The following is a 22,131-nucleotide window of genomic DNA, read 5'->3' as shown; positions in this document are numbered from 1 at the left end:
TGGTCTCCTTTCAGGTCCGTGAGGGATCAGTGCGCAACGGCGGCTGCGCCGTGCTCGTCGATCAGATGGCCGGTGTAGAAACGGTCCAGCGAGAACGCCGCGTTCAGCGGATGCGGTTCATCGTTGGCGATGGTGTGCGCGAAAGTCCAGCCCGACCCCGGCGTGGCCTTGAAGCCGCCCGTGCCCCAACCGCAGTTGAAATAGAGGCCTTTCACGTCGGTCTTGCTGATGATCGGGCAGGCGTCCGGCGAGACATCGACGATGCCGCCCCACTGACGGTTCATGCGCACGCGCGAGAACACCGGGAACATCTCGACGATGGCCTGCAGGGTGCCTTCGATAATATTGAAACTGCCGCGCTGGCCAAACCCCGTGTATTGATCGACGCCCGCGCCAATCACCAGATCGCCCTTGTCGGACTGGCTGATATAGGCGTGCACGGCGTTCGACATGATGACCGTATTGACGACCGGCTTGATCGGCTCGGATACCAGCGCCTGCAGCGGATGGCTTTCGAGCGGCAGACGCACGCCGGCCATATCGGCGAGCGTGGTGGTGTTGCCCGCGGCCACCACGGCCACCTTTTTAGCCTTGATAAAGCCCTTGACCGTATCCACGCCCGTCACGCGCGCGCCATCACGGCGAATGCCCGTCACCTGGCAGTTCTGAATGATATCCACACCCAGGCGATCCGCGCCGCGTGCGAAGCCCCACGCCACCGCATCGTGACGCGCCACGCCCGCGCGGCGCTGGATCGATGCGCCCAGCACGGGATAGCGGCTGTTGAGATTGATGGTGGGCTCGATTTCCTTGATCTGCGCAGGCGTGAGGAATTCGGCATCGACGCCATTGAGGCGGTTCGCATTCACGCGACGTTCGGTATCGCGCACATCCTGTAGCGTATGCGCGAGATTCAGCACGCCGCGCTGGCTGAACATCACGTTGTAGTTGAGGTCCTGCGCGAGCCCTTCCCAGAGTTTCATCGCCTTCTCATACAGTGCAGCCGATTCGTCCCAGAGATAGTTCGAACGCACGATGGTGGTGTTACGCGCCGTATTGCCGCCGCCAATCCAGCCTTTTTCGAGGATCGCGATGTTCTTTACACCGTGCTCCTTCGCCAGATAATAGGCCGTCGCCAGACCATGCCCGCCGCCGCCGACGATCACCACGTCGTATTCCTTTTTAGGCTCCGGACTCTTCCATTGTCGCTCCCAGTTCTCGTGATACGACAACCCGTTGCGGAACAGACTGAATATCGAATAGCGGCTCATTTCACGGTTCCTTCGTTGCGCGTTTTTGCAATTAGCATTCGATGACGTTCACGGCCAGACCGCCCCGCGACGTTTCCTTGTATTTGGTTTTCATATCCGCGCCCGTTTCGCGCATGGTCTTGATGACGTTATCGAGCGTGACGTAGTGCTCGCCATTGCCCTTGAGCGCCATGCGCGAAGCGTTGAGCGCCTTGATCGCGCCCATCGCATTACGTTCGATGCAGGGAATCTGCACGAGACCGCCTACCGGATCGCAGGTCATGCCCAGGTTGTGCTCCATGCCGATTTCGGCGGCGTTTTCTACCTGAAGCGGCGTGCCGCCCATCACAGCCGCGAGAGCCGCCGCCGCCATCGAGCAGGCCACGCCTACCTCACCCTGACAGCCCACTTCGGCCCCTGAAATCGAGGCCGTTTCCTTGTAGATGATGCCGATGGCTGCCGCCGTAAGCAGGAAATCGACGATGCCTTTATCGTTCGCGCCCGGCGTGAACTTGACGTAGTAATGAAGCACAGCGGGAATCACGCCGGCCGCGCCATTGGTGGGGGCCGTCACAACGCGCCCGCCAGCGGCGTTTTCCTCGTTCACGGCCATCGCGTAGAGATTGACCCAGTCGAGCATCGAAAGCGGATCGCGCAGCGACTCTTCCGAACGCGCCCGCAGATTCGAGCAAAGATCGGCCGCACGACGACGCACCTGCATCGGGCCCGGCAGCTCGCCACGCATGCGGCAACCGCGCTCCACGCAAGCAGCCATGGTCTGCCAGATTTCCATCAGACCTTCGCGTACGGCTTCGGGCGAACGCGACGCGCATTCATTGGCGAACACCACCTCGGCGATCGAGAGGCCGCTTTCGCGGCACACGCGCAGCAGATCGTCGCCAGTGCGGAACGGCCAGGGCACTTCCTGTGCACCGCGCACGCCATTCACGCGATCGCCCTCGCGATTGACGACAAACCCGCCGCCGACTGAGTAATACTCCTTCTCGACCAGCAATTGCCCCTGCTCATCGAAGGCTTGAAAGCGCATGCCATTCGAGTGGAGGGTGTTGGCGCCGCCCATCGTCTTGCGATAGAAGCCGATGCACTCGCGCTCATCGAAACGGATTGGCTGCTTGCCGAGCAGCACCAGTTCGCGATCGCGGCGGATGGCGGCCAGACGCGGCTCGATGCTGTCCGGGTCGATGGCATGCGGCAGATTGCCTTCGAGACCGAGCAGGACCGCCTTGTCGGTGCCGTGGCCCTTGCCGGTGGCGCCCAGCGAACCGTACAGCTCCACCTTCACGCGACGCACGAAACCGAGCAGATTGGCGTCCTCGATATGCGATGCGAAGCGGCAAGCGGCGATCATTGGACCCACCGTGTGCGAACTCGACGGACCGATGCCGATCTTGAACAGGTCGAAGACGCTGACGTTCATCTGGTTATCCCTGGTTTGGCCGCTTGCGCGGCGATTGGTGTCAGTAGACCAAATTTGCTGGGTTTGCCGATAGAACAAAAGCGGCATGGGGTTATGATGGGGACGCCAGTTTGTGTGGCTTTTTTGGTTTGGTTTTATTTTGGTGTGGGCATTTCCTTGGTTTGTTGTCGGTATGCCAGGGTTGCCCCTGTGCGGGGCGGCACCCCCTTTTCTTTGCAGCGGCAAAGAAAAGGGGGGAAAAGAAAGCCGCTCACACCGCCAGTGCTTCGCCGTACACCCACTGCCTATAAAACAAAGTGGCGCCCGGGCAGCGCCCGCATCACTGGCCTGATAACAGAGTGGTGCCACCCACACATCCGGGGGCGCAAGCGCCCCGTGGGGCATAACGCAAACCGAAGGTTTGCGCTTTCCCTCGCATACCCAACCGTTGCGAGCGCAGCGAGCAACGGGATGAATGACTGCCTTGTCACTCCGATTTTAGGCGCGTGGGGCGAGCAATGCCCAGTCACCACTCCGTTGATAGGCTAGTGGTGGACGGCGTCAAATTAGCGGTGTGAGCGGCTTTCTTTTGCCTACTTTTCTTTGCCGCGGCAAAGAAAAGTAGGTGCCGCCCCGCACAGGGGCAACGCTAATAGACCGACACGAACACAAAGAAATGCCCACATCAAAAAAGAAACATCAGAAAGAATGCCGCATCCCAATCCGTACATCAGCCTGAGTAGTCGTAGAAGAAGGCGTAAAGCTATACCCAATAACAGCATCCACCCCTTGCGAAGCCTTAAGCCAATCACCAGAAACATAAACATCAGTATTCTTGGAAAGCAGATAATGCAACCCAGCAGAAATCTGATTCCAGTGATGCCCATCGAAGTGCGTGTACTGATACCCGCCGATAGCACTAAAAGCCGGCGTAACCTGCCAGTTCACACCGCCTTCAGCCACGAGCATATGCTCACTCTCCCCAAACGCCTTGATCTGCGTATAAGTAAAATCACCAGAAAGCGTAACAGCGTTAATCACATAGCTAGCGCCAATCCCAAACGTCCCCTGCTTATCAACAGGAAACGAATCACTGGAATAGAGATCAGTAACCGCCCCCGTAGCAGCATCGACACTCACGGTAGGCCGCCCAAAAAACGACCGCACACCAATCATTGCGTAAGGATCAAACGCATAAATTCCGGAAGGATTATTCAGCTGCGTATACGCCGTCCCCATCGCGAAGTCGCCATGCTGATACTGCGCCCCCACACTCCACGCGCTACCCGTATGAAAATCCCCTGGCGTATTGCTGAACGAATACATGCCGCCAAACTGGAACCCGCCATACGTATTCGACATGAACTTGATCGCATTAGGCAGATGGTCTCCGTTCATCCGGTCGAAGTCGCCCTGGTTGATCGCATATCCGCTCGCCCACGCCGTCACGTTGAACAGATAGACCATCTCCTGCGTCATATCGATCTGATTACCAAACGTGAGCGTGCCCCAATCGCTCTGCAGTCCCACATAAGCCGCACGCCCAAACAATGAGCCACCGTTGGCGATCTGCCCATTGCCGAGGTGGAATCCGCTCTCCAGTTCGAACACCGCTTTCAGTCCCCCGCCCAGATCTTCCGTACCCTTGAGCCCGAAGCGGTTCGCATAGGAAATTCCATCGTCGAACTTGACCTGATGCGAGCCGCCAGCGTTGTTCACCCAGGTCACACCGCCGTCGATGATGCCGTAGAGGGTCACGCTGCTTTGCGCATAAGAGGCGCTGGACATCAGCATCGTCGCCAGCGCAATGGCGCTGAGTGCCGCCGTATTCGTTCTTTTCATGGTGTCGGTCTCTCCGGACTCGCACTACGGTTGAAGGGCCGCGTGCTGCATGCAGCGCACGGACCTGCAAAACGTATAAAGCCAAATCTCACCAGACTTGCGCTCAAACGACGTGCGCCAGGCGTGGGACGACATGCGGGACCATGACCATCGCAAACCCGACGCGCATCTGTCCCGATGCGTCACGAACAACGCGCCCAGGTTTTTTATTGATTGATCGTTCAATAAAAAATAATTACAGTAGAGGCCTTCAAGATGCACCAGGAGTGGTCATGCCCAAAGTCGGAATGCGCGAAATCCGCCGCGCCCAGCTCATCGATGCGACCCTCGAAAGCATCGATCAGGCCGGTATGTCCGGTACGACGCTTGCTACCGTCGCGCAGCGCGCGCGCATTTCCACGGGCATCGTCAGCCACTATTTCGGCGGCAAGGATGCGTTGCTCGAAGCCACCATGCGCCACGTGCTGCGCGATCTCGGCGCGGCCGCCCAGCGGCGGCTCAAGTCCGCGCGGCCGCAGCCTCGTGCGCGTTTGCGCGCCATCGTGGCGGCGAATTTCGACGTCTCGCAGGTCAGCGGGCCGGTGATGAAGACGTGGCTCGCGTTCTGGGCCGAGAGCATGCACGTCCCCGCCTTGCGGCGGCTTCAGCACGTCAATACGCGCCGGCTCTATTCGAATCTCTGCGCGGAATTCGGCAAGACCATGCCGCGCCCGGCCGCGCGACGCGCCGCCACTGGCCTCGCCGCAATGATCGACGGTCTGTGGCTGCGCGGTGCGACCACGGGCGAGCCGTTCGATACCAAAGCCGCGCTGCGCCTTGCCAACGACTACATCGACCTTTTGCTGGACACGCACGCTGCCACGCGTGCGCGCCAGCACGCCTGAACCGGAGCGACACCGCATGACTTCGATCCACATCGAACGCCTCTTCATCGACGGCGCCTATACCGACGCCACCAGCGGCGAAACCTTCGAAACCCGCAATCCCGCCACGGGCGAAACGCTCGCGACCGTTCAACAGGCCAGCGCCGCCGATATCGACCGCGCGGTGCAATCGGCGCGCAACGGCCAGCGCGCGTGGGCCGCCATGACGGCGATGCAGCGCTCGCGCATCCTGCGCCGCGCGGTGGAACTGCTGCGCGAGCGCAACGACGAGCTCGCGGAACTGGAAATGCTCGACACCGGCAAGCCAATCGCCGAAACCCGCAGCGTGGATATCGTCACGGGTGCGGACGTGATCGAGTACTACGCGGGCCTCGCGCCCGCACTCGAAGGCCAGCAGATTCCGCTGCGCGAGAGCTCCTTCGTCTACACGCGGCGCGAGCCGCTGGGCGTGACGGCGGGCATCGGCGCGTGGAATTACCCCTTGCAGATTGCCTGCTGGAAGTCGGCGCCCGCGCTGGCAGCCGGTAACGCCATGATCTTCAAACCCAGCGAGGTCACGCCGCTTTCCGCATCGCATCTTGCACAGATCTATATCGAAGCGGGTGTGCCGCCTGGCGTGTTCAACGTCGTGCAAGGCGATGCGCGCGTGGGCGCGCTGCTCAGCACGCATCCCGGCATCGAAAAAATTTCCTTTACCGGCGGTGTGGAAACGGGCAAGAAAGTGATGGCCGCAGCGGGCGGATCGTCGCTCAAGGAAGTGACGATGGAACTGGGCGGCAAGTCGCCGCTCATCGTGTTCGAAGACGCCGATCTCGACCGCGCCGCCGATATCGCCGTGACCGCCAACTTCTTCAGCGCGGGTCAGGTGTGCACGAATGGCACGCGCGTGTTCGTGCATCGTGCCGTGCGCGACGCTTTCGAAGCGCGCGTGATCGAGCGCGTCGCGCGCATTCGCGTAGGCCAGCCAGACGACCCCGCCACCAACTTCGGCCCGCTCGCCAGCGCCGCGCAGCTCGACAAGGTGCTGGGCTATATCGAGAGCGGCAAGCGCGAAGGAGCGCGGCTGCTTGCGGGCGGCGCACGTCTTGTCGATGACGAGTTCGCACGCGGTCAGTTTGTGCAGCCGACGGTATTCTCCGATTGCCGCGACGATATGCAGATCGTGCGCGAAGAGATTTTCGGCCCGGTGATGAGCATCCTCGTTTTCGATGAGGAAACCGAAGTAATCGAACGCGCGAACGATACGCTCTATGGTCTCGCCGCTGGCGTCGTCACCGAAAGCCTTTCGCGCGCGCATCGCGTGATTCATCGGCTTGAAGCCGGTATCTGCTGGATCAATACCTGGGGCGAGTCGCCCGCCGAAATGCCCGTGGGTGGCTACAAGCAGTCGGGCGTGGGCCGAGAAAACGGCCTCACGACGCTGGAGCATTACACGCGCATCAAGTCCGTGCAGGTTGAACTGGGACCGTATCAGCCTGTCTTCTAAACGCGCCGCAGAGGAGGAACCGCAGATGGCCGCGCAGGAGTACGACTACATCATCATCGGCGCGGGATCGGCGGGCAATGTGCTCGCCACGCGCCTCACCGAAGATCGCGACGTCACGGTGCTGCTGCTGGAAGCCGGCGGCCCCGACTATCGCTTCGACTTTCGCACGCAGATGCCGGCGGCGCTCGCCTACCCCTTGCAGGGACGCCGCTACAACTGGGCTTACGAAACCGATCCCGAACCGCATATGGACAATCGCCGCATGGAATGCGGTCGCGGCAAGGGACTAGGCGGATCATCGCTCATTAACGGCATGTGCTACATCCGCGGCAATGCGCTTGACTACGATGGCTGGAGCGCGATAAAAGGCCTCGAAAACTGGAGCTATCTGGACTGTCTGCCGTATTTTCGCAAGGCGGAAACGCGTGATGTCGGCGCGAACGACTATCACGGCGGTGATGGCCCCGTGCACGTCACAACCAGCAAGCCCGGCGTGAACCCGCTGTTCGAAGCGATGGTCGAGGCTGGCGTGCAGGCCGGCTACCCGCGCACGGACGATCTCAACGGTTACCGTCAGGAAGGCTTCGGCCCGATGGATCGCACCGTCACAGCCAAAGGGCGGCGCGCGAGCACGGCTCGCGGCTATCTCGACCAGGCGCGTCATCGGCCCAATCTCGACATCGTGACGCATGCCGTCACCGACCGCATTCTTTTTAGTGGCAAGCGCGCACGCGGCGTGGTCTTCATGGACGGCCCGGCGCGCGTGACGCGCCATGCGCGCCGTGAAGTGCTGCTTTGCGCCGGCGCGATTGCTTCGCCGCAGATTCTGCAACGCTCAGGCGTCGGCCCGGGCGAATGGCTGAAAGAACTCGATATTCCCGTTGTGCTGGATTTGCCAGGCGTGGGCCGCAATCTTCAGGATCACCTGGAAATGTACATGCAATACGAGTGCAAGGAACCGGTCTCGCTTTACCCTGCACTGAAGCTGCGCAATCAACCTGCGATTGGCCTTGAATGGATGCTGCGCGGCACCGGCATCGGCGCGAGCAATCATTTCGAGGCAGGCGGCTTTATCCGCACGCGCGATGACGATCCCTGGCCCAATATCCAGTATCACTTTCTGCCGGTTGCGATCAATTACAACGGCAGCAACGCCATCGAGATGCATGGCTTTCAGGCGCACGTGGGATCGATGCGCTCGCCTAGCCGTGGCCGCGTGAAACTGCGCTCGCGCGATCCGCGCCAGCATCCGTCGATTCTCTTCAACTATATGGCCGAGGCACTCGACTGGCGCGAGTTCCGCGACGCTATCCGCATCACGCGCGAGATCATCGCGCAACCCGCGCTCGATCGCTTCCGTGGCCGTGAGCTGAATCCTGGCGCGGAGATGCAAACCGACGCGCAGATCGATGCGTTCGTGCGCAATCGCGCGGAAACGGCTTACCACCCGTCCTGTTCGTGCCCAATGGGCTACGACAATATGGCCGTGGTGGATGCGGAAGGCCGCGTGCACGGCATCGACGGTCTGCGCGTCGTGGATGCGTCGATCATGCCGCTGATTACCACGGGCAATCTCAACGCGCCAACCATCATGATGGCCGAGAAGATCGCCGACCGCATTCGCGGGCGCGCAGCGCTCGAACGTGTGAATACCCCGTATTACGTGGCGAATGGCGCGCCCGCGCGTGGCGGTGTGGTCGCGCCCAATCCCACGACGAAGCGTAGCGGACAGGCTGTGACGGTCTAACAGAAGTACGCATCGCCGAAGTACGAAGCCCCGAATCTGCTTGCGGATTCGGGGCTTTTTCACATCCTCGAAAAACATAAGCGGCGTGACCCGCAACTGGATTTCCAGTCACACGTCACGCCGCCATCCAATGCGTGCTTTAAAGCGCCTTTAAACCCGCGCTGCGAAGTAATGCGAAACGGCCACCGTCAATGCCGCCAGCACCAGCGCGCCATAAGGCGCCAGCGACTTCCACGCGCTCCGTGTAGTCGCTTCCAGTTCCATGTCATGCGCGCTGCCAGCCGGAAAGCGGCCACGATCCTGCCAGTAATGGCGATACGCGAATACCGGCACGATCAGCAGCACCGCAAAGAGCCCATCGCGCAGGGTGTTTTCGCCTTGCAGATTCGCGCCCGCCCCCACGAACACGAGGTTCGCGTAACCGCATACCGCCCCCGCAGCCAGCAGCCACGCCGGGCAACGGAACGGCCGATGCCACGTGGGCCGGTCCATGCGATGAATCCAGCCTGACTGAAGATTCAGGAATACGAACAACATGTAGCAGACGTTCGAGATCGACAGCACCGTCATGTAATCGGACATCGCCAGCAGAATCAGATTGAAGCCGAGGTCGGTCCACATCGCCGCCGTCGGCGCGCCGTGCTCATTCACGCGCGAAAGATAGCGCGGCAGCCAGCCATCGACGGATGCCTGATAGAGCGTGCGCGACGAACCCATCATCGACGTCATCACGATCAGCAGGATCGAGAGCATCAGCATCACGACCACCACATTGCCGACCCACGCGCCGCCGCCAACAATCGAAGCCATGGCCGTGCCGACGCCGGTGCCATCGCCGATACTCGGATCGAGCATCGCCTGGGTGCCCAGCGCGCCTTGAAACGCGAGCGGCACGAGCGTCATCACGACGAGGCACAGCGCGCCCGACCAGAAGATCGCGCGCGCCGTATCGCGGCGCGGATCGCGGAATTCGCGCGTGTAGCAGACCGCTGTTTCGAAACCGTACGATGCCCAGCCCGCCATGAACATTGCGCCGAGCGCCATCACCACGCCCTGCCCGTTCCACGCACCGAATAACGATGCCGTAAGATTGCCATGCGCGTCATGACCGAGCGGCAGCAGCGGGAACAGATGTTTGCTGGGGATGTCGCCCGTCACGAACGGCACGATGCCGACGATCAGGAGCGGTGTGAGCGATGCAATGCCCAGAATCTTCTGCGTGCGCGCTGCCTTCGATGCGCCGCTATGTTGCAAACGGAAGGTGATGAGCAGAAACGCCGCCGCAATCAGAAACGTAGCGTTAATGCGCAACGTGAGACCGTGCTGGATAAAGCCCAGATTCGCAATGGTCCAGTGCCATTGACGCACGGCCGCTTCGGGTGGGAACAGCGTGGCGAGCGCGTAATTCGCGGCCAGTCCGCAACCCAGCGCAAGCATGGGCGACCACGCGAGCCAGTTGCACCATACGGAAACGGGCGCGACCAGTTTGCTGTAGCGCACCCAGCCAATCGCGCCATAAACCGATGCACCGCCCGACTTGTGGGGAAAAAGGCCCGAAATTTCTGCATAGGTTGCACTCTGGATCAGGCCCATCGTGATTGATGCGATCCAGATCGCCCATGCGGGCTGACCGATGGTGGCGCACACGCCGCCCAGTGTGAACAGCACGCCCGCAGGCACGCCGCTCGTTACCCAGAATGCGTCTTTCCAGGTGAGACCGCGCCGCAGTCCCGAGCCCTGGCTCTCGCTTGCGCGGCCTTGTTCCGCGCTGCCTGTGCTGATTCCTGCTTGCTCCATCTATCTCCTCCTTTGTTCAACGCTAATCGAACAAAATTACCGGGCCTATCGGTGCCTGCTCTGATTTCCGGTGCCGCGTAGCGCGCTGCCTGGCTCACTACGCGCACATAACCGTCACCGGAAATCCGCAGACAAAATGGCCAGAGTGCGCACACTCCATGCCTGCGGCCCTGCTCGACTGCTTGTATTCGCTACCTCTTTCACTACGTCACTGCGCGCCCACATAAGCACGCACGGCTGGCAGACCGGGCTTGCCGTCAAGCGTCGTCACACCCGCGAGCCATTTGTCCAGCATCTGCGGATTGCCCTTGAGCCACGCGGCGGCGGCTTTCTCCGGGTCTTCCTTGTTCATGATCGGCACCATCAGATGGTTTTCGATCGAGGTCGTGAATTGCAGGTTGGAAACGAACTTCGCGACGTTCGGGCAACGCGCGCTATAGTCGGGCGGCACGGCGGTCAGCACGCGCGCTTCACCATAGTTGGGGCCGAAGACCGCATCGCCGCCGGTGAGGTAATCGATCTTCATCTGCACGTTCATCGGATGCGGTTCCCAACCAAGGAACACAATCCACTGCTTGTCGCGGATCGCGCGATTGACCTGCACCAGCATGCCCGCCTCGCTCGATTCCACCAGCTTGAACTTGCCCAGATCGAACTGATTGGCGCTGATCATCTTCTGGATCAGTGCATTGCCGTCGTTGCCCGGCTCGATGCCGTAGATGCGGCCTTGCAGTTTGTCCGCATATTTGGCGATGTCCTGGAACGAATGCAGACCGCCCTGATAAACATAATCGGGCACGGCCAGCGTGTATTTCGCGCCCGTGAGATTGGGCGTATTGAGCACCTTGATCGTGCCGGCCTTCACGAACGGATCGATGATCGGGTCCATGGTGGGCGACCAGTAACCGAGGAACACGTCGATCTGCTTCGACTTCAGGCCCGCAAACGTGATGGGCACCGACGCGAGCGTCGTCGTGGGCGCGTAGCCCAGGCCCGCGAGAATGGTCGAGGCAAGCCCTGTAGTCGCGGCGATATCGGTCCAGCCGACATCGGCGAAGCGCACGCTCTTGCACGCGGCCGGGTCGGCGGCGAAGGCGCTGGAGCACGCGAACACCATTAGTGCGGCGGCGCAAACCGGGACTGTCCTGAATCGGGCCATCTCATTCTCCTTGGTAGTCGTCGTATCGATCGCTAACGTGTGGCGGAGCGGCGCTGCGGGCCATGCGGCAAGCGAGGCCGTCCGATGCTCAATCCTCGCGCGGCAAAATGCGCGCGAACGTAGCAAACGCGACGACGACTTGCGCGGAAACGACAAGGGAGAAAAAGGCGGCTTTCAGGCAGCACGCAAGCGCCGAAAGCCTGCGTCGGGGTTACGAAAACCTGACGCTTTTGCAGAGAATTTGAAGAGAGTCGGGAAGCCGCGTGCGAGGCGCACGCGGCTTTTTAAGCGGAGAGAGAAACGACTTTAAATCCAGCGGCTTGAAATCGCGCCGCTTTCATTCATGCGGAATTACTTGGTTTCTTCGGTCTTCTGTTCGACCGTATCACTGGGGTATTTGTACTGGCCATAACGGATCATCAGTACACCCAGCGCGATCAGCACGATGGCGCCCGCCGACGCGAGCAGATGCAGTTCGGTATTCATGCCCGCGCGCAGGATCAGATCCCGCGCGATCGACACCATCGCAATGTAGAGCGGAAAGCGCACGGGCAGTTGACCCGCCTTGAGATACTGGCCGACCATCGCGAACACTTCGAGGTAGAGGAACATCAGCAGCAGATCGGTCAGCGAAACGCCATCCGAATTCACCATGCGCCAGATCAGATGCACCATCGCGGCAACCGTGCCGATACCGATGATGAAAAGGCCAAACAGTTCCGCCATTTCCATCGCGCGCTCAAGCCGCCCCTTGATCGCTTTTTGCAACGCGTGTTCGTATTTCATATGCCCTGAGTTCCTTCGAATCAATCCAGTCAAACGGAACGGGCAATCGTATCGCGAGAATATGAACGCAAGAAAATATGAATGAAATCGTGTTGTAAGCTAACGACGACATCGGAAACGCTTCAATGCCCCGGTGGCCCCACGCGAATATCGGCGAGCAACACGGTGAGTTCGCGCGCCGCCTGGCTCAGATCGGGTAATACACCGGTACGTAAGTTCGCGAGATCGGACGAAAAATCGGTGGTGGTCACGCCAAGCGCCATCGGCATGCGCCATTGCCCGGCGCGCAGTGGCAGCGCGATTGAGCCGTATACGACGTGCTCGAATGTCTCCTGCACGGCGCACCCACCCCATTCGCGCAATGCCTCGAAAGATAATTCAATAGCTTTCCTTAGCGATGCGGCTTGCGTATTGGCCACCTCCAGGAGGCGCAGGAAATAGCGTCGGCGCTCGTATTCGGGCAGGCCCCACAGCCACGCGTGCCCTATAGCGGTGCGCGCCATAGACGCGAGGCTGCCTACGCCCATGCGCGGCGATTCGACGCACGCCGCCGCTCGCATTGAATCCACCGATTCCACCGATTTCACCGATTCCGGCGCGCCATACGCGATCGTGAGCATATCGAGCTGGTCCGGTACGGCAAGCGCGACCGCCATGCCCAATTTGTCGGCCAGCGCCTGAATGACCGGCGTGGCGGCGCGCGCAATCGGATCCGCGTCGAGCCACGCCTGACCGATGCCTGCCACGCCCGAGGCCAGTTCGAATTGCGTGCCGCCCGCCGCGTGGCGCAGATAGCCAAGATGGAGCAGCGTCGCTGCCAGCCGCACCACGGCCGTGCGTGGCAATCCCGTACGCTGCGCCAGTTCGCTATCGGTGAGTGGCGCGCTGTTGGCGCGGAAGGCCCGCAGCACTTGCAGGCCGCGATCGAGTGTCAAAGTGACGGGCGCGTCATGCGACATGGTCACTCCTGGGGAGCGTCGGGCGAACGCTGCGGCGGAGCGGCAACGGCGGCGTAACCGAGTGCGAGCGCGGCTGGCGCAAGCGCATACAGGCGCGTGGTCTCGTCCTGCTGCACGTAGCCCAGCACGAGCAATGAATGGAGCAGACGCGAAACCGTAGGCGCGGGGATGCCCGTTTCCTGCGCGATGTCGAGATTGCCGAGCCAGGCGCGCCCCCGCCCGAATGCACAGAGAATGGCCAGCCCACGCGCGAGCGGTGCAACCATGGGGTCGCTCTCTGCGCGTTTTCCCTGGGGCGTGGCGGCCCGAATATCGTTTGCGCTTTGCGTGCTGTCGTGACGCCTTGCGCGAGGCGTCGGCGATTGGAGCCTGTCGGGAGCCATGGGCGTCTCCGTCTGAGCGACTCGAAGCGATGGTGCGTGGCTTATGGGGGTTAAGCGAGTTAAGCGGGTTAAGCCGCTTAAGCGCCAGACACCTTACCTTTTGAAATCCTACTACGATCGCGCGAGCGCCTGGGAGTGCTTTAAGGTGGGCTGTGTGAAGTTTTTGTGGCTGTCCTTAGTAGCGCTATGCATGCCTGTGCTGCTGGCCCGGTTTCAATGAAAACGGCCGGTGGTTCAAAGAACGATCGTCCTTTAAATCACCGGCCTCGCGCTTGCAGGTTAATTTCAGCTACGGCATTACTTCCCTGCCAGCGTCGCCCTCACCTTGCGCACATCGCCCGCATCCACCGCCGCCGCGCGATTCGTCCAGCCGCCGCGCACGAAGGTTGCCAGCGCAGCCACTTCGTCATCGTTCAGACGCGCCGCAAAGCCGGGCATCGGCAGCACCGAAGGCGCCTTCTCCGTAGAAGGCGTTTTCGCGCCCGCAAGGATGATATGCAGCAGCGCATCGGGACTCGACGCATTGACCACGCTCGCACCGTCCAGGCGCGGGAACACGCGCGGCGCGCCGCCGCCATTCACGAAGTGACACGCGCTGCAATTGTCGAGATAAAGACGCTCGCCGAGCGTGAGGTTTTTCGCCGCCGTGAGATGCGCCGCCGTATCGCTCGACGCCGCTGGAACCGCCGCCAGTGCCGCATCGCCGCCAAGGCTTTGCAGATAGGCCGCAATCGCATTCAAATCGGCATCGCTCAAATGCGAGGTGCCGTTATAGACCACCGAAGTCATCTCACCCGCGACCGACGCCTTGCTGTTACGCCCCATCTGCAGATAATCAACGATATCCGCGCGCGACCACTTCGCGATGCCGCGCAACGGCGGCACGCTCCAGCCATTGAGACTGCCGCCCGAGAGATACCGCGCGTCGCTGCCGTCGAAAGCCTTTTCGTTCATCGCCACGCCGCGCGGCGTATGGCAACTGCCGCAATGGCCCAACCCTTCGACCAGATACGCGCCGCGCTGCACTTCGGCGTTCGCGTTTGCCGGCGCGATAAAAGGCTTATCCGATGAAAACGCCCAGTTCCACAGCGCCATGCCCCAGCGCTGGTTGAACGGGAAGCTCAGCTTCGTGGCCGGTGCGGGATCGTCGACCGGTGCGACGCCCTTCATGAAATACACGTAAAGCGCGTGTACATCGGCATCGGTCAGTTTTGCGTACGACGGATAGGGCATCGCCGGATAGAGATGCGTGCCGTCTGCACGGATGCCCTTGCGCAACGCATTCGAGAATTGCGCTTCCGTGTAATGACCGATGCCGTCGCGCGTACTCGGCGTGATGTTGGTCGAGTAGATCGTACCCAGGCCGCTTTCGATTGCGAGGCCTCCGGCGTAGGGTTTTCTGCCGCTCGCACTATGGCAGGCCATGCAGTCGCCTGCGCGTGCGAGATACGCGCCTTGATGGATCAACGCGTCCTGATTGGGGTCCTGGGTTTGCCCTTGAGCCTGTTGCTGAGCCTGCGCTGCGCTTATGCTCAGCCCCACCGCAACCGTCATGATTGCAGCCGTCAAAGTCTTGAATAGTGTCATGGTCATGCTTGCACGAGCGGGCCGGGGTTCTTGAGGTACTGCTCCTTGATCGCGCGCGCGGCGAACAGCGTGATCGCGCCAATCGTGGCAGTGGGATTCGCCTGGAAGTTCTGCGGGAACGCATTGCCGCCGGGCACGAACACGTTGTGCACATCCCAACTCTGCAAATAGCGGTTCAATGCGCTGGTCTCAGGCGAATCGCCCATCACCGCGCCGCCCACGTTGTGCGTAGACACGTATTTGGTGATGTCCCAGTGCGAGTCGAGCGACAGGAAGCTCTCGCTATAGCTATCCGGATTGAGTTCCTTCGTCACGTCCAGCACGATCTTGCGCAGATACTGCTGAAGTTTCAGCTCGTTCTGCTTCCAGTCGAACGTAATGCGCAGCAGCGGCTGGCCCCACGGGTCCTTGTAATTGGGATCGAGGTCGACGTAGTGATCGCGATACGACATGCAGCTCGTCGTGATGCTGATCTTCATCGAATGGCCGTACCAGTCCTGCATGCCCTCCTTCCAGCCCTTGCCCCAGGCCGGTGTGCCCTTCGGCAGCGCCGTGCCGATGGGTGCGCCCGAGGACTGCGAGCTATGGATCTTCGCGCCGCCGAGAATGCCCAGCGACGGCCCATCGAAATTACCAGGCGACACATCGTTGAACATCTGGCCCGTTGCGCCTGCGGTGGCGAACGGATTGAAGTTCTTGTCCTTGAAGAACAGCGTCGCGCCGCCATTGCTCAGGAATGCGTAGTTACGACCGATCACGCCCTTGCCGCTGACCGGGTCATAAGGCTTGCCGATGCCCGAGAGCAGCATCAGCCGCACATTGACGAACTGGAACGCCGCCAGCACGACGATTTTCGCAGGCTGGAATACTTCGTTGCCGTGCTCGTCGGCGTAGGTCACGCCTTTGGCCGTCTTGCCGTCTTCGTGCATATCCACTCGCAACACGTTGGCGTTGGTACGGTACGAGAAGTTGTCCATGCGCTTGAGCGCGTCGAGCACGGCCGTCTGCGGCGATGCCTTCGAAAAGTTCAGGCACGGGTACTTGCTGCAAAAGCCGCAGTAATTGCAGGGCGCGATCTGGCAGCCGTACGGGTTGGTCCACGCACGCGATACATTCGCCGAAGGATTCGGAAACGGGTGATAGCCCAGCTTGCGCGCGGCGTCCGCGAACATGGAGGTATTGAGCGTGTCTTCGAGCGCGGGCAACGGCGCGGGATTCGAGCGCGGCCCTTCGAAAGGATCGCCGCCTTCCATGATCTTGCCGCGCAGGTTGCCGGTATTCGCCGAAAGACCGCAGACCTTGTCGAAGAAGTCGTAATACGGCTCGATCTCGTCCCATGTGAACGGGAAGTCCTGCACCTGCATGCCTTCTTCGAGTTGGCCTTTTTTATAGGCCTGATCGGCGTAAGTCTTGAGCTTGAGGTCGGTCGGCGTTGGGCGGATCAGCACGCCGGTCCAGTGCAGGCCGGAGCCGCCTACGCCCGTGCCGGGCACAAAGGCGCCCCACTTGCGCGTCGGCAGCGCGGTGTCGCTGGCCGAGTGACGCACGGTCAGCGCGCCGTCGCGCGGCGTGACCATGACCTTGTTGCGCACCGCGTAAGCGTATTGATCAGCAGGCTTCGGATAGGCGAAGTCGCTATTGCTGCGGTCTTCGCCACGCTCGATCGCGCGCACTTTGAGACCGGCCTGGGCGAGTTCCATGCTCATGAGCGAGCCGGCCCAGCCGAGTCCTACGACGACGACGTCCACCGCGTCATTGGTGATATTTGCCACGATATTCCCTGGATCTATGCTGTCTTGGTCGTTAGCCGGCGCATCAAGCGCGCATGCCGGTGAGGCTCACCGGGCCAAGCGGATATTTCACGTTGTGCTGCGTCACCCATTCGAGAAAGCTCGCACGCGCCCCTGGAAAGCCGATGGCGATCCACGCTTTCATGCCTTTATTGCCGCCGTAAATGGGATCGGACAAATAGCCGTTCTTCGAATCCGAAAGCATTTCGCCAAACAACTGGCTGCCTTTGAGCGCCGCTTCGCCAAATTGCGCGAAATCGATTTCGTTGCCTTGCAAGGCCTTGAGCGCGCCATCCTGCTGCGCGGCGTCGAGTTCGCTAAAGCGCTTCTGATGCTGCTGCTGGCACCAGCTATCGACGATCTTGATGCCGCGCTGGTAAATCTCCTGCGGCGTATAAGGCAATTGATAGCCGAGCGTGGGCGGCGCCTTTACATCAAACGGTCCTTGCAAATAGATCTCGTGGCCGAATTCGCCGTGCAATTGCTGGTCGATAAAGATCGGCACATTGGTTTCGAGTGCGCTAGGACCGCGACCATCGGCGGGAATCAGGCGGTCGCATGCGGCCAGCAGGAAGCGCCACTCGTCGGCGGAAAAGAACACCGGGTGATAGGCGGCCAGATCAGGCGCGGCGATTTCCGCGACCTGTGCAGCGCTCATGCCGTGGACCGCGATGCCCAGCGCAGGCAACGCGAGCAGCGAAGAAACAAGAAACTTTCGTCGTGAGAATTGGGGGGACGACATCGTGAAGCCGCTCCGTTTTTTATGAATCAAACCGGTAAGCGCACGTCATGCTGCGACGGCGCTTCGAGTAGAAATGGCCACATCCGCGCAGGGTGTTTAAACCCCGCGCATGCAGCTTTAAAAGGTTTCCCAATCCTGATTGGGATCGAGCGCCGTGGCGGCAGTTTCACGCACCGGTGCAACGGGCATGGCTGCCTGCGGTGCTTTCGATGTGCGCGCAACTTTCTGCGCGTGCGGAGCAGGCGCTTTAGGCTCACGCATGACGGGTGCACGGCGGGCAACGGCACTTTGAGCAACCACGGTCTTCGGCGCAACCGAAGCAACCGGAGCAGCCATTTCGCGCGTATGAGCCGAGAGACGGAACACGGACACCGCCGTACGCAAACGCTCGGCCTGATCTTCCAGCGACTTGGAAGCCGCCGCCGCTTCTTCCACCAGCGCCGCGTTTTGCTGCGTGACCATGTCCATCTGGCCAACCGCCTGATTCACTTCTGCGATACCCGTGCTCTGCTCTTCTGCTGCCGCAGAGATTTCGCTGACGATATCGGAGACGTGACGGATCGACTGCTTGATCTGCGCCATTGCTGCGCTCACTTCGGAAGCCAGTCGCGCGCCGCCTTCAATCGTCGTGGCCGACGCGCCAATCACATCCTTGATCTCCTTGGCCGCCGCTGCCGAGCGCTGCGCGAGGCTGCGCACTTCGCTGGCCACTACGGCGAAGCCGCGCCCCTGCTCGCCTGCTCGTGCGGCTTCCACCGCAGCATTGAGCGCAAGAATATTGGTCTGGAACGCGATGCCTTCGATCAGCGTCGTGATATCCGAAACCTTGCTGGAGTTCTCGCTGATATGCGACATGGTGCTCACCATGCCTTCGACGGTCGTTGCGCCCGCATCGACCACTTCGATTGCCGTGGTCGTGAGGCCCGCAGCTTCGCGCGCGTTTTCCGCACTCTGGCGTACGACCGTCGTAATCTGCGTCATGCTTGACGCGGTTTCTTCCAGCGATGCCGCCTGCTGCTCGGTGCGTGCGGAGAGATCGGTATTGCCAGCGGCAATTTCGACGGACGCGGTGCGCACGCTTTCCGTCGCATCGCGAATGCCACGTACGGTGTCCCCGAGTTGATCGCGCATCTGGCGCAGCGAGTGCAGCAAACTGGTGCGGTCGCGGGCGTCGATATCGATGGGCATATCCAGACGGCCTTCAGCGATATGACGCGCGATTTCCTGCGCATAATCCGGTTCGGCGCCAAGCTGGCTGAGAATGCTGCGCGTGATCAGCACGGCAAAACCCACGGAGATAATCAGCCCTAGCAGCGACGCGCCAATCAGACCATTGCGGCCCGTGCTGTACATTGCATCGGCATTGGCGGCGGCATCGGACGCACGGCTCACTTCGTAATCGCGGAATTTGCCGAGCACATCGGTCCATGTGGTCAGCGCTGGACCGGTCTGCTTCGAGAGCATGTCCGGCGCGCCCGGGTCGCCCTGCATGCCCAGTTCGGCATTCTTCTTGACGAGCGGCTCTGCAACTTCGCCCAACTGGACGATCTGCGCGATGTAATCGCGCTCCTTGGCGTCCGTGGTGTCGCTCTGCGCAAACAGGTTCTGCATGCGCGTCATGGCTTCGTGATAGTCGCCCAGCTTTTCTTCGACGTTGCGCTTTTGCACCTGCATATCGGCCGGATCGTGCGCAACGATCAGACGCTGCATCGCGAGCGACGCACCTTGCGCCTTGCCCAGCGCGCGGCCAAGCAAACCGATCTGGGCGGTGCCGATATCGAGGCCCGAATAGATGACCGTATTTAGCGAATGCAGGACGAACAGCGCAGATCCGACGACAACGGCGAACAGCACGAGCAGCGCGCCGAAACCCACAGTGAGACGCGTCCCCACTCTAAGTCGCGAAAGTTGCATAAGAGACAAACCCTTAGAATTAAAAAATTGTCTCTTCCATTTGCTGTCGCCACCTGGACCAGGCGTAGTCGTTCTTTTTTCGATCGATGCGCGGCCGGTTTTCTGAAACCCGTGTGCTTTATTGGTTGCGCGCGCAATCGACCATCACGGTGCGACGTTTATATTCGCTCGTCACCGTGACAGCCGGAGTATCGGCACTTGAAAGTAAAACTTTAGTTAAAAATTCGATGACTTGCGCTTAACGGCGAAATAACGCGCACGAACGTGCGTTTATTGAATCAATGTGACAGATATAGACGCGCGCGGCGCAATCGCAAGAAAGCTGACAAAGTTGTAATGCGAAATCGCCAAACTGGCCCAAAAGCTCCCCGCAGATCCTTACATCGCCTTTCCCGTAACCGCGCTATTGTTTAGTCTGACGCGGCGTGTTGGCGCGCGAATACAAGGATCCCCGCAGTTGGACAGTACCTATTTCAGTTGCACCGGTTGTGGCAAATGCTGCACCGACTTGCGCCTGCCGCTCGCCTTTCCCGAAGCCGTACGCTGGATCGGGCGCGGCGGGCAGGTGGATGTGCTGTGCGAAGCCCTGCCGTGGCCGGTCGAGCCTGATGCCGACAATGCCTATGCGGCCTATAAACGCAAACGCACGTTCGCTGCGAGCAGCGGTGAATTGCCGATTCGCGTGGGCATCACGCTGGCCGCGACTTTCTCCGGGCCGTGCCCGAATCTCGGCGCGGACCTGCGCTGCGGCATTTACGAAGAGCGTCCGCTGGTTTGCCGTGTCTATCCCGCGGAAATCAATCCGTTCTTCACGTTAAAGCCGGAATTCAAGCTCTGCCCGCAAGAAGCGTGGCAAGCGCCCACACCGTTTGCCATCGATGGCGTGCTGGTCGATGCGGTCACGCGCGATGCGATCGACGCGAGCCGCCGCGCCGATGAAGGGTCGGTCGAGATGAAGCGGGCGTTGTGCGAGCGTCTGGGGCTCGACAAGGCTTCGGTGACGAACGAAGGTTTTGTGATCGTGACGCCAGAACGTGAGCATCTGCTCGAAGCGCTGATCGAAGTGCAGAATGATGCGAACGCGCCTCGCGCGACTGAGCGGGATTGGACGTTCGTTTCGAACCGGCGCGCGACCGTGGATACGCTGATTCAGGTGGGCGCACTCGGTGTAATGGAGGTCGAGGCAAGCCAGCAAGGCTGCCAATACATCGCGCTTTAAACGCGGGCTTTAAATTACGTCCGCGGCGGTGTCTCATCGGACGACGCAACCGCAACGGCTTCATCCTGCTCCGCGAACACGATCCGGTTGCGACCCGCGCGTTTCGCACAATAAAGCGCGCCATCCGCCGCCTCGATCAGTGCGCGCGCCGCTGCGCCTTTATCCGCCGTCGTGCCTGGCGTCACGGCCACGCCGATCGACAACGTGACCGGCACTTCGCCGCCCTCGTTGTCGCGCACGACGAGCGCCTCCACGGCGCGGCGTACGCGTTCCGCCACCACGTTCGCATTGGCGCGATCGCCCTGCAGCACGGCCACGAATTCTTCGCCGCCGAAACGTGCCACCGTTTCCCCCAGCCGCACCGCCGAGCGGATGCACGCACCCACGGCCGCCAGCGCGCGGTCGCCCACCGCGTGGCCATGCGTGTCGTTCACCTGCTTGAAGTGGTCGAGGTCCATGAAGAGACACGCGACCGAAACCGCGTGACGCGCGGCGCGCTGCAATTCCTCTTCGAGCCGCATTTCGAAATATCGGCGATTGGGCAAGCCTGTGAGCGAATCGGTCATGCCCAGATGCTTCAATTGCTCACGTTGCGCCACGTTCACCAGCCCCGCGCTGACGAAACCCGCGAAACGCGCCAACAGGTCCGTCGCCATGCCTTCGGCAAAGCGCTCGCTGCTCTCGCTCACGAGGCTCAAATAGCCGAGCAGCCCCGAGCGATGACGCAACGGCAGGATCGCGGCGCTTGCACTGTCCGGCGTCGCGCCGAGCAGTGCCGCACGCGCTTGTTCACTGAACAGCGCCACCGACCCAAGTTGCGGCGCGGCCTCGGACAAATCGAGCCCCACGGTGCGCCCCCAACGCAGGCGTCCATTCGCCGGAGCGGACTGCGCGACTGCCGCGTGCAGCTCGGCGGCCAGGCGCGCGCCATCGTCGAGCCAGAGCGTCGCCGCGCACAGATCGAACACCTGCACGAGTTCGCCCGTCAGGATGTCGAGAAACGCCGCGAAATCCTCGGCCTCGATCAGGCGCAGTTCGATCTGCTGAAAGCGCTGGAGCGCGCGCTCGTTGCGCTGGACGGTGTTCACGAGCGAACGCAGACGCTCGCCGATAGGGGTGGATTCGGTCACAGGAACACCGGGTGTGGATATCCCGTGCTTATCGGCAAT

17 protein-coding genes are annotated in these 22,131 nt (G+C 61.2%); 4 read left to right on the top strand and 13 right to left on the bottom strand.

Annotated elements, in window-relative coordinates; all coding sequences use genetic code 11:
• Positions 1–26: 26 nt before the first annotated feature.
• The 3 genes from F3J17_RS03140 to F3J17_RS03130 form a co-directional block, all read right to left on the bottom strand.
• Positions 27–1,271, bottom strand: a complete 1,245-nt coding sequence (locus tag F3J17_RS03140; RefSeq protein ID WP_167053660.1) for a sarcosine oxidase subunit beta family protein — start codon at positions 1,269–1,271, stop codon at positions 27–29.
• A 31-nt stretch (positions 1,272–1,302) separates the two neighbouring features.
• Positions 1,303–2,688, bottom strand: coding sequence for an L-serine ammonia-lyase (locus F3J17_RS03135; protein WP_167053658.1), 1,386 nt, complete (start codon positions 2,686–2,688; stop codon positions 1,303–1,305).
• Between the two features lie 678 nt (positions 2,689–3,366).
• Positions 3,367–4,509 carry a porin gene (locus tag F3J17_RS03130; RefSeq protein ID WP_167053656.1) on the bottom strand — a complete coding sequence of 381 codons (1,143 nt, stop codon included), beginning with the start codon at positions 4,507–4,509 and terminating at the stop codon, positions 3,367–3,369.
• Positions 4,510–4,781: 272 nt separating this feature from the next.
• Here F3J17_RS03130 and betI point away from each other — a divergent pair, with 272 nt between their 5' ends.
• From betI to betA, 3 genes are read left to right on the top strand one after another with little or no spacing between them, the layout of a single operon-like run.
• On the top strand, positions 4,782–5,393 hold the full coding sequence (gene betI / locus F3J17_RS03125; RefSeq protein WP_167053654.1) for a transcriptional regulator BetI: 612 nt from the start codon (positions 4,782–4,784) through the stop codon (positions 5,391–5,393).
• 16 nt (positions 5,394–5,409) lie between these two features.
• The gene (gene betB, locus F3J17_RS03120; RefSeq protein WP_167053652.1) at positions 5,410–6,879 is read left to right on the top strand and encodes a betaine-aldehyde dehydrogenase; all 1,470 of its coding nucleotides are present in this window, start codon (positions 5,410–5,412) and stop codon (positions 6,877–6,879) included.
• A gap of 25 nt (positions 6,880–6,904) precedes the next feature.
• Entirely contained in the window at positions 6,905–8,626 is a 1,722-nt protein-coding gene (gene betA, locus F3J17_RS03115) for a choline dehydrogenase (protein WP_167053650.1), read from the top strand.
• Positions 8,627–8,776: 150 nt separating this feature from the next.
• On the opposite strand, the gene F3J17_RS03110 is transcribed toward betA, so the two are convergent.
• The 9 genes from F3J17_RS03110 to F3J17_RS03070 form a co-directional block, all read right to left on the bottom strand.
• Positions 8,777–10,423: an APC family permease gene (locus F3J17_RS03110; protein WP_167053648.1), complete on the bottom strand. Its 1,647-nt coding sequence runs from the start codon at positions 10,421–10,423 to the stop codon at positions 8,777–8,779.
• A 208-nt stretch (positions 10,424–10,631) separates the two neighbouring features.
• A complete protein-coding gene (locus tag F3J17_RS03105; protein ID WP_167053646.1) occupies positions 10,632–11,582 on the bottom strand; it encodes a choline ABC transporter substrate-binding protein in 951 nt (316 codons plus the stop codon).
• A 351-nt stretch (positions 11,583–11,933) separates the two neighbouring features.
• On the bottom strand, positions 11,934–12,368 hold the full coding sequence (locus tag F3J17_RS03100) for a phosphate-starvation-inducible PsiE family protein (RefSeq protein ID WP_027816232.1): 435 nt from the start codon (positions 12,366–12,368) through the stop codon (positions 11,934–11,936).
• Between the two features lie 122 nt (positions 12,369–12,490).
• Positions 12,491–13,327, bottom strand: coding sequence for a helix-turn-helix domain-containing protein (locus F3J17_RS03095; protein WP_167053644.1), 837 nt, complete (start codon positions 13,325–13,327; stop codon positions 12,491–12,493).
• A 2-nt stretch (positions 13,328–13,329) separates the two neighbouring features.
• Positions 13,330–13,593 carry a helix-turn-helix domain-containing protein gene (locus F3J17_RS03090; protein WP_240160737.1) on the bottom strand — a complete coding sequence of 88 codons (264 nt, stop codon included), beginning with the start codon at positions 13,591–13,593 and terminating at the stop codon, positions 13,330–13,332.
• Between the two features lie 414 nt (positions 13,594–14,007).
• Positions 14,008–15,303: a cytochrome c gene (locus F3J17_RS03085; protein WP_240160736.1), complete on the bottom strand. Its 1,296-nt coding sequence runs from the start codon at positions 15,301–15,303 to the stop codon at positions 14,008–14,010.
• A complete protein-coding gene (locus tag F3J17_RS03080) occupies positions 15,300–17,069 on the bottom strand; it encodes a GMC family oxidoreductase (protein WP_167053640.1) in 1,770 nt (589 codons plus the stop codon). Before F3J17_RS03080 ends, F3J17_RS03085 begins: the two co-directional genes overlap by 4 nt.
• A gap of 43 nt (positions 17,070–17,112) precedes the next feature.
• The gene (locus F3J17_RS03075; protein WP_167053638.1) at positions 17,113–17,829 is read right to left on the bottom strand and encodes a gluconate 2-dehydrogenase subunit 3 family protein; all 717 of its coding nucleotides are present in this window, start codon (positions 17,827–17,829) and stop codon (positions 17,113–17,115) included.
• 117 nt (positions 17,830–17,946) lie between these two features.
• Entirely contained in the window at positions 17,947–19,743 is a 1,797-nt protein-coding gene (locus F3J17_RS03070) for a methyl-accepting chemotaxis protein (protein ID WP_167053636.1), read from the bottom strand.
• 457 nt (positions 19,744–20,200) lie between these two features.
• Between F3J17_RS03070 and F3J17_RS03065 the strand changes: the two genes are divergently transcribed.
• Entirely contained in the window at positions 20,201–20,962 is a 762-nt protein-coding gene (locus F3J17_RS03065; protein WP_167053634.1) for a YkgJ family cysteine cluster protein, read from the top strand.
• A 14-nt stretch (positions 20,963–20,976) separates the two neighbouring features.
• Here the strand turns inward: F3J17_RS03065 and F3J17_RS03060 are convergent, their stop codons facing one another.
• The gene (locus tag F3J17_RS03060; protein WP_167053632.1) at positions 20,977–22,092 is read right to left on the bottom strand and encodes a sensor domain-containing diguanylate cyclase; all 1,116 of its coding nucleotides are present in this window, start codon (positions 22,090–22,092) and stop codon (positions 20,977–20,979) included.
• Between the last annotated feature and the right edge of the window lie 39 nt (positions 22,093–22,131).

It is taken from the genome of Burkholderia sp. Ax-1719, from assembly GCF_011753055.1.
Taxonomy (GTDB): Bacteria; Pseudomonadota; Gammaproteobacteria; order Burkholderiales; family Burkholderiaceae; genus Paraburkholderia.
This window is presented reverse-complemented; position numbering and strand designations above follow the sequence as displayed.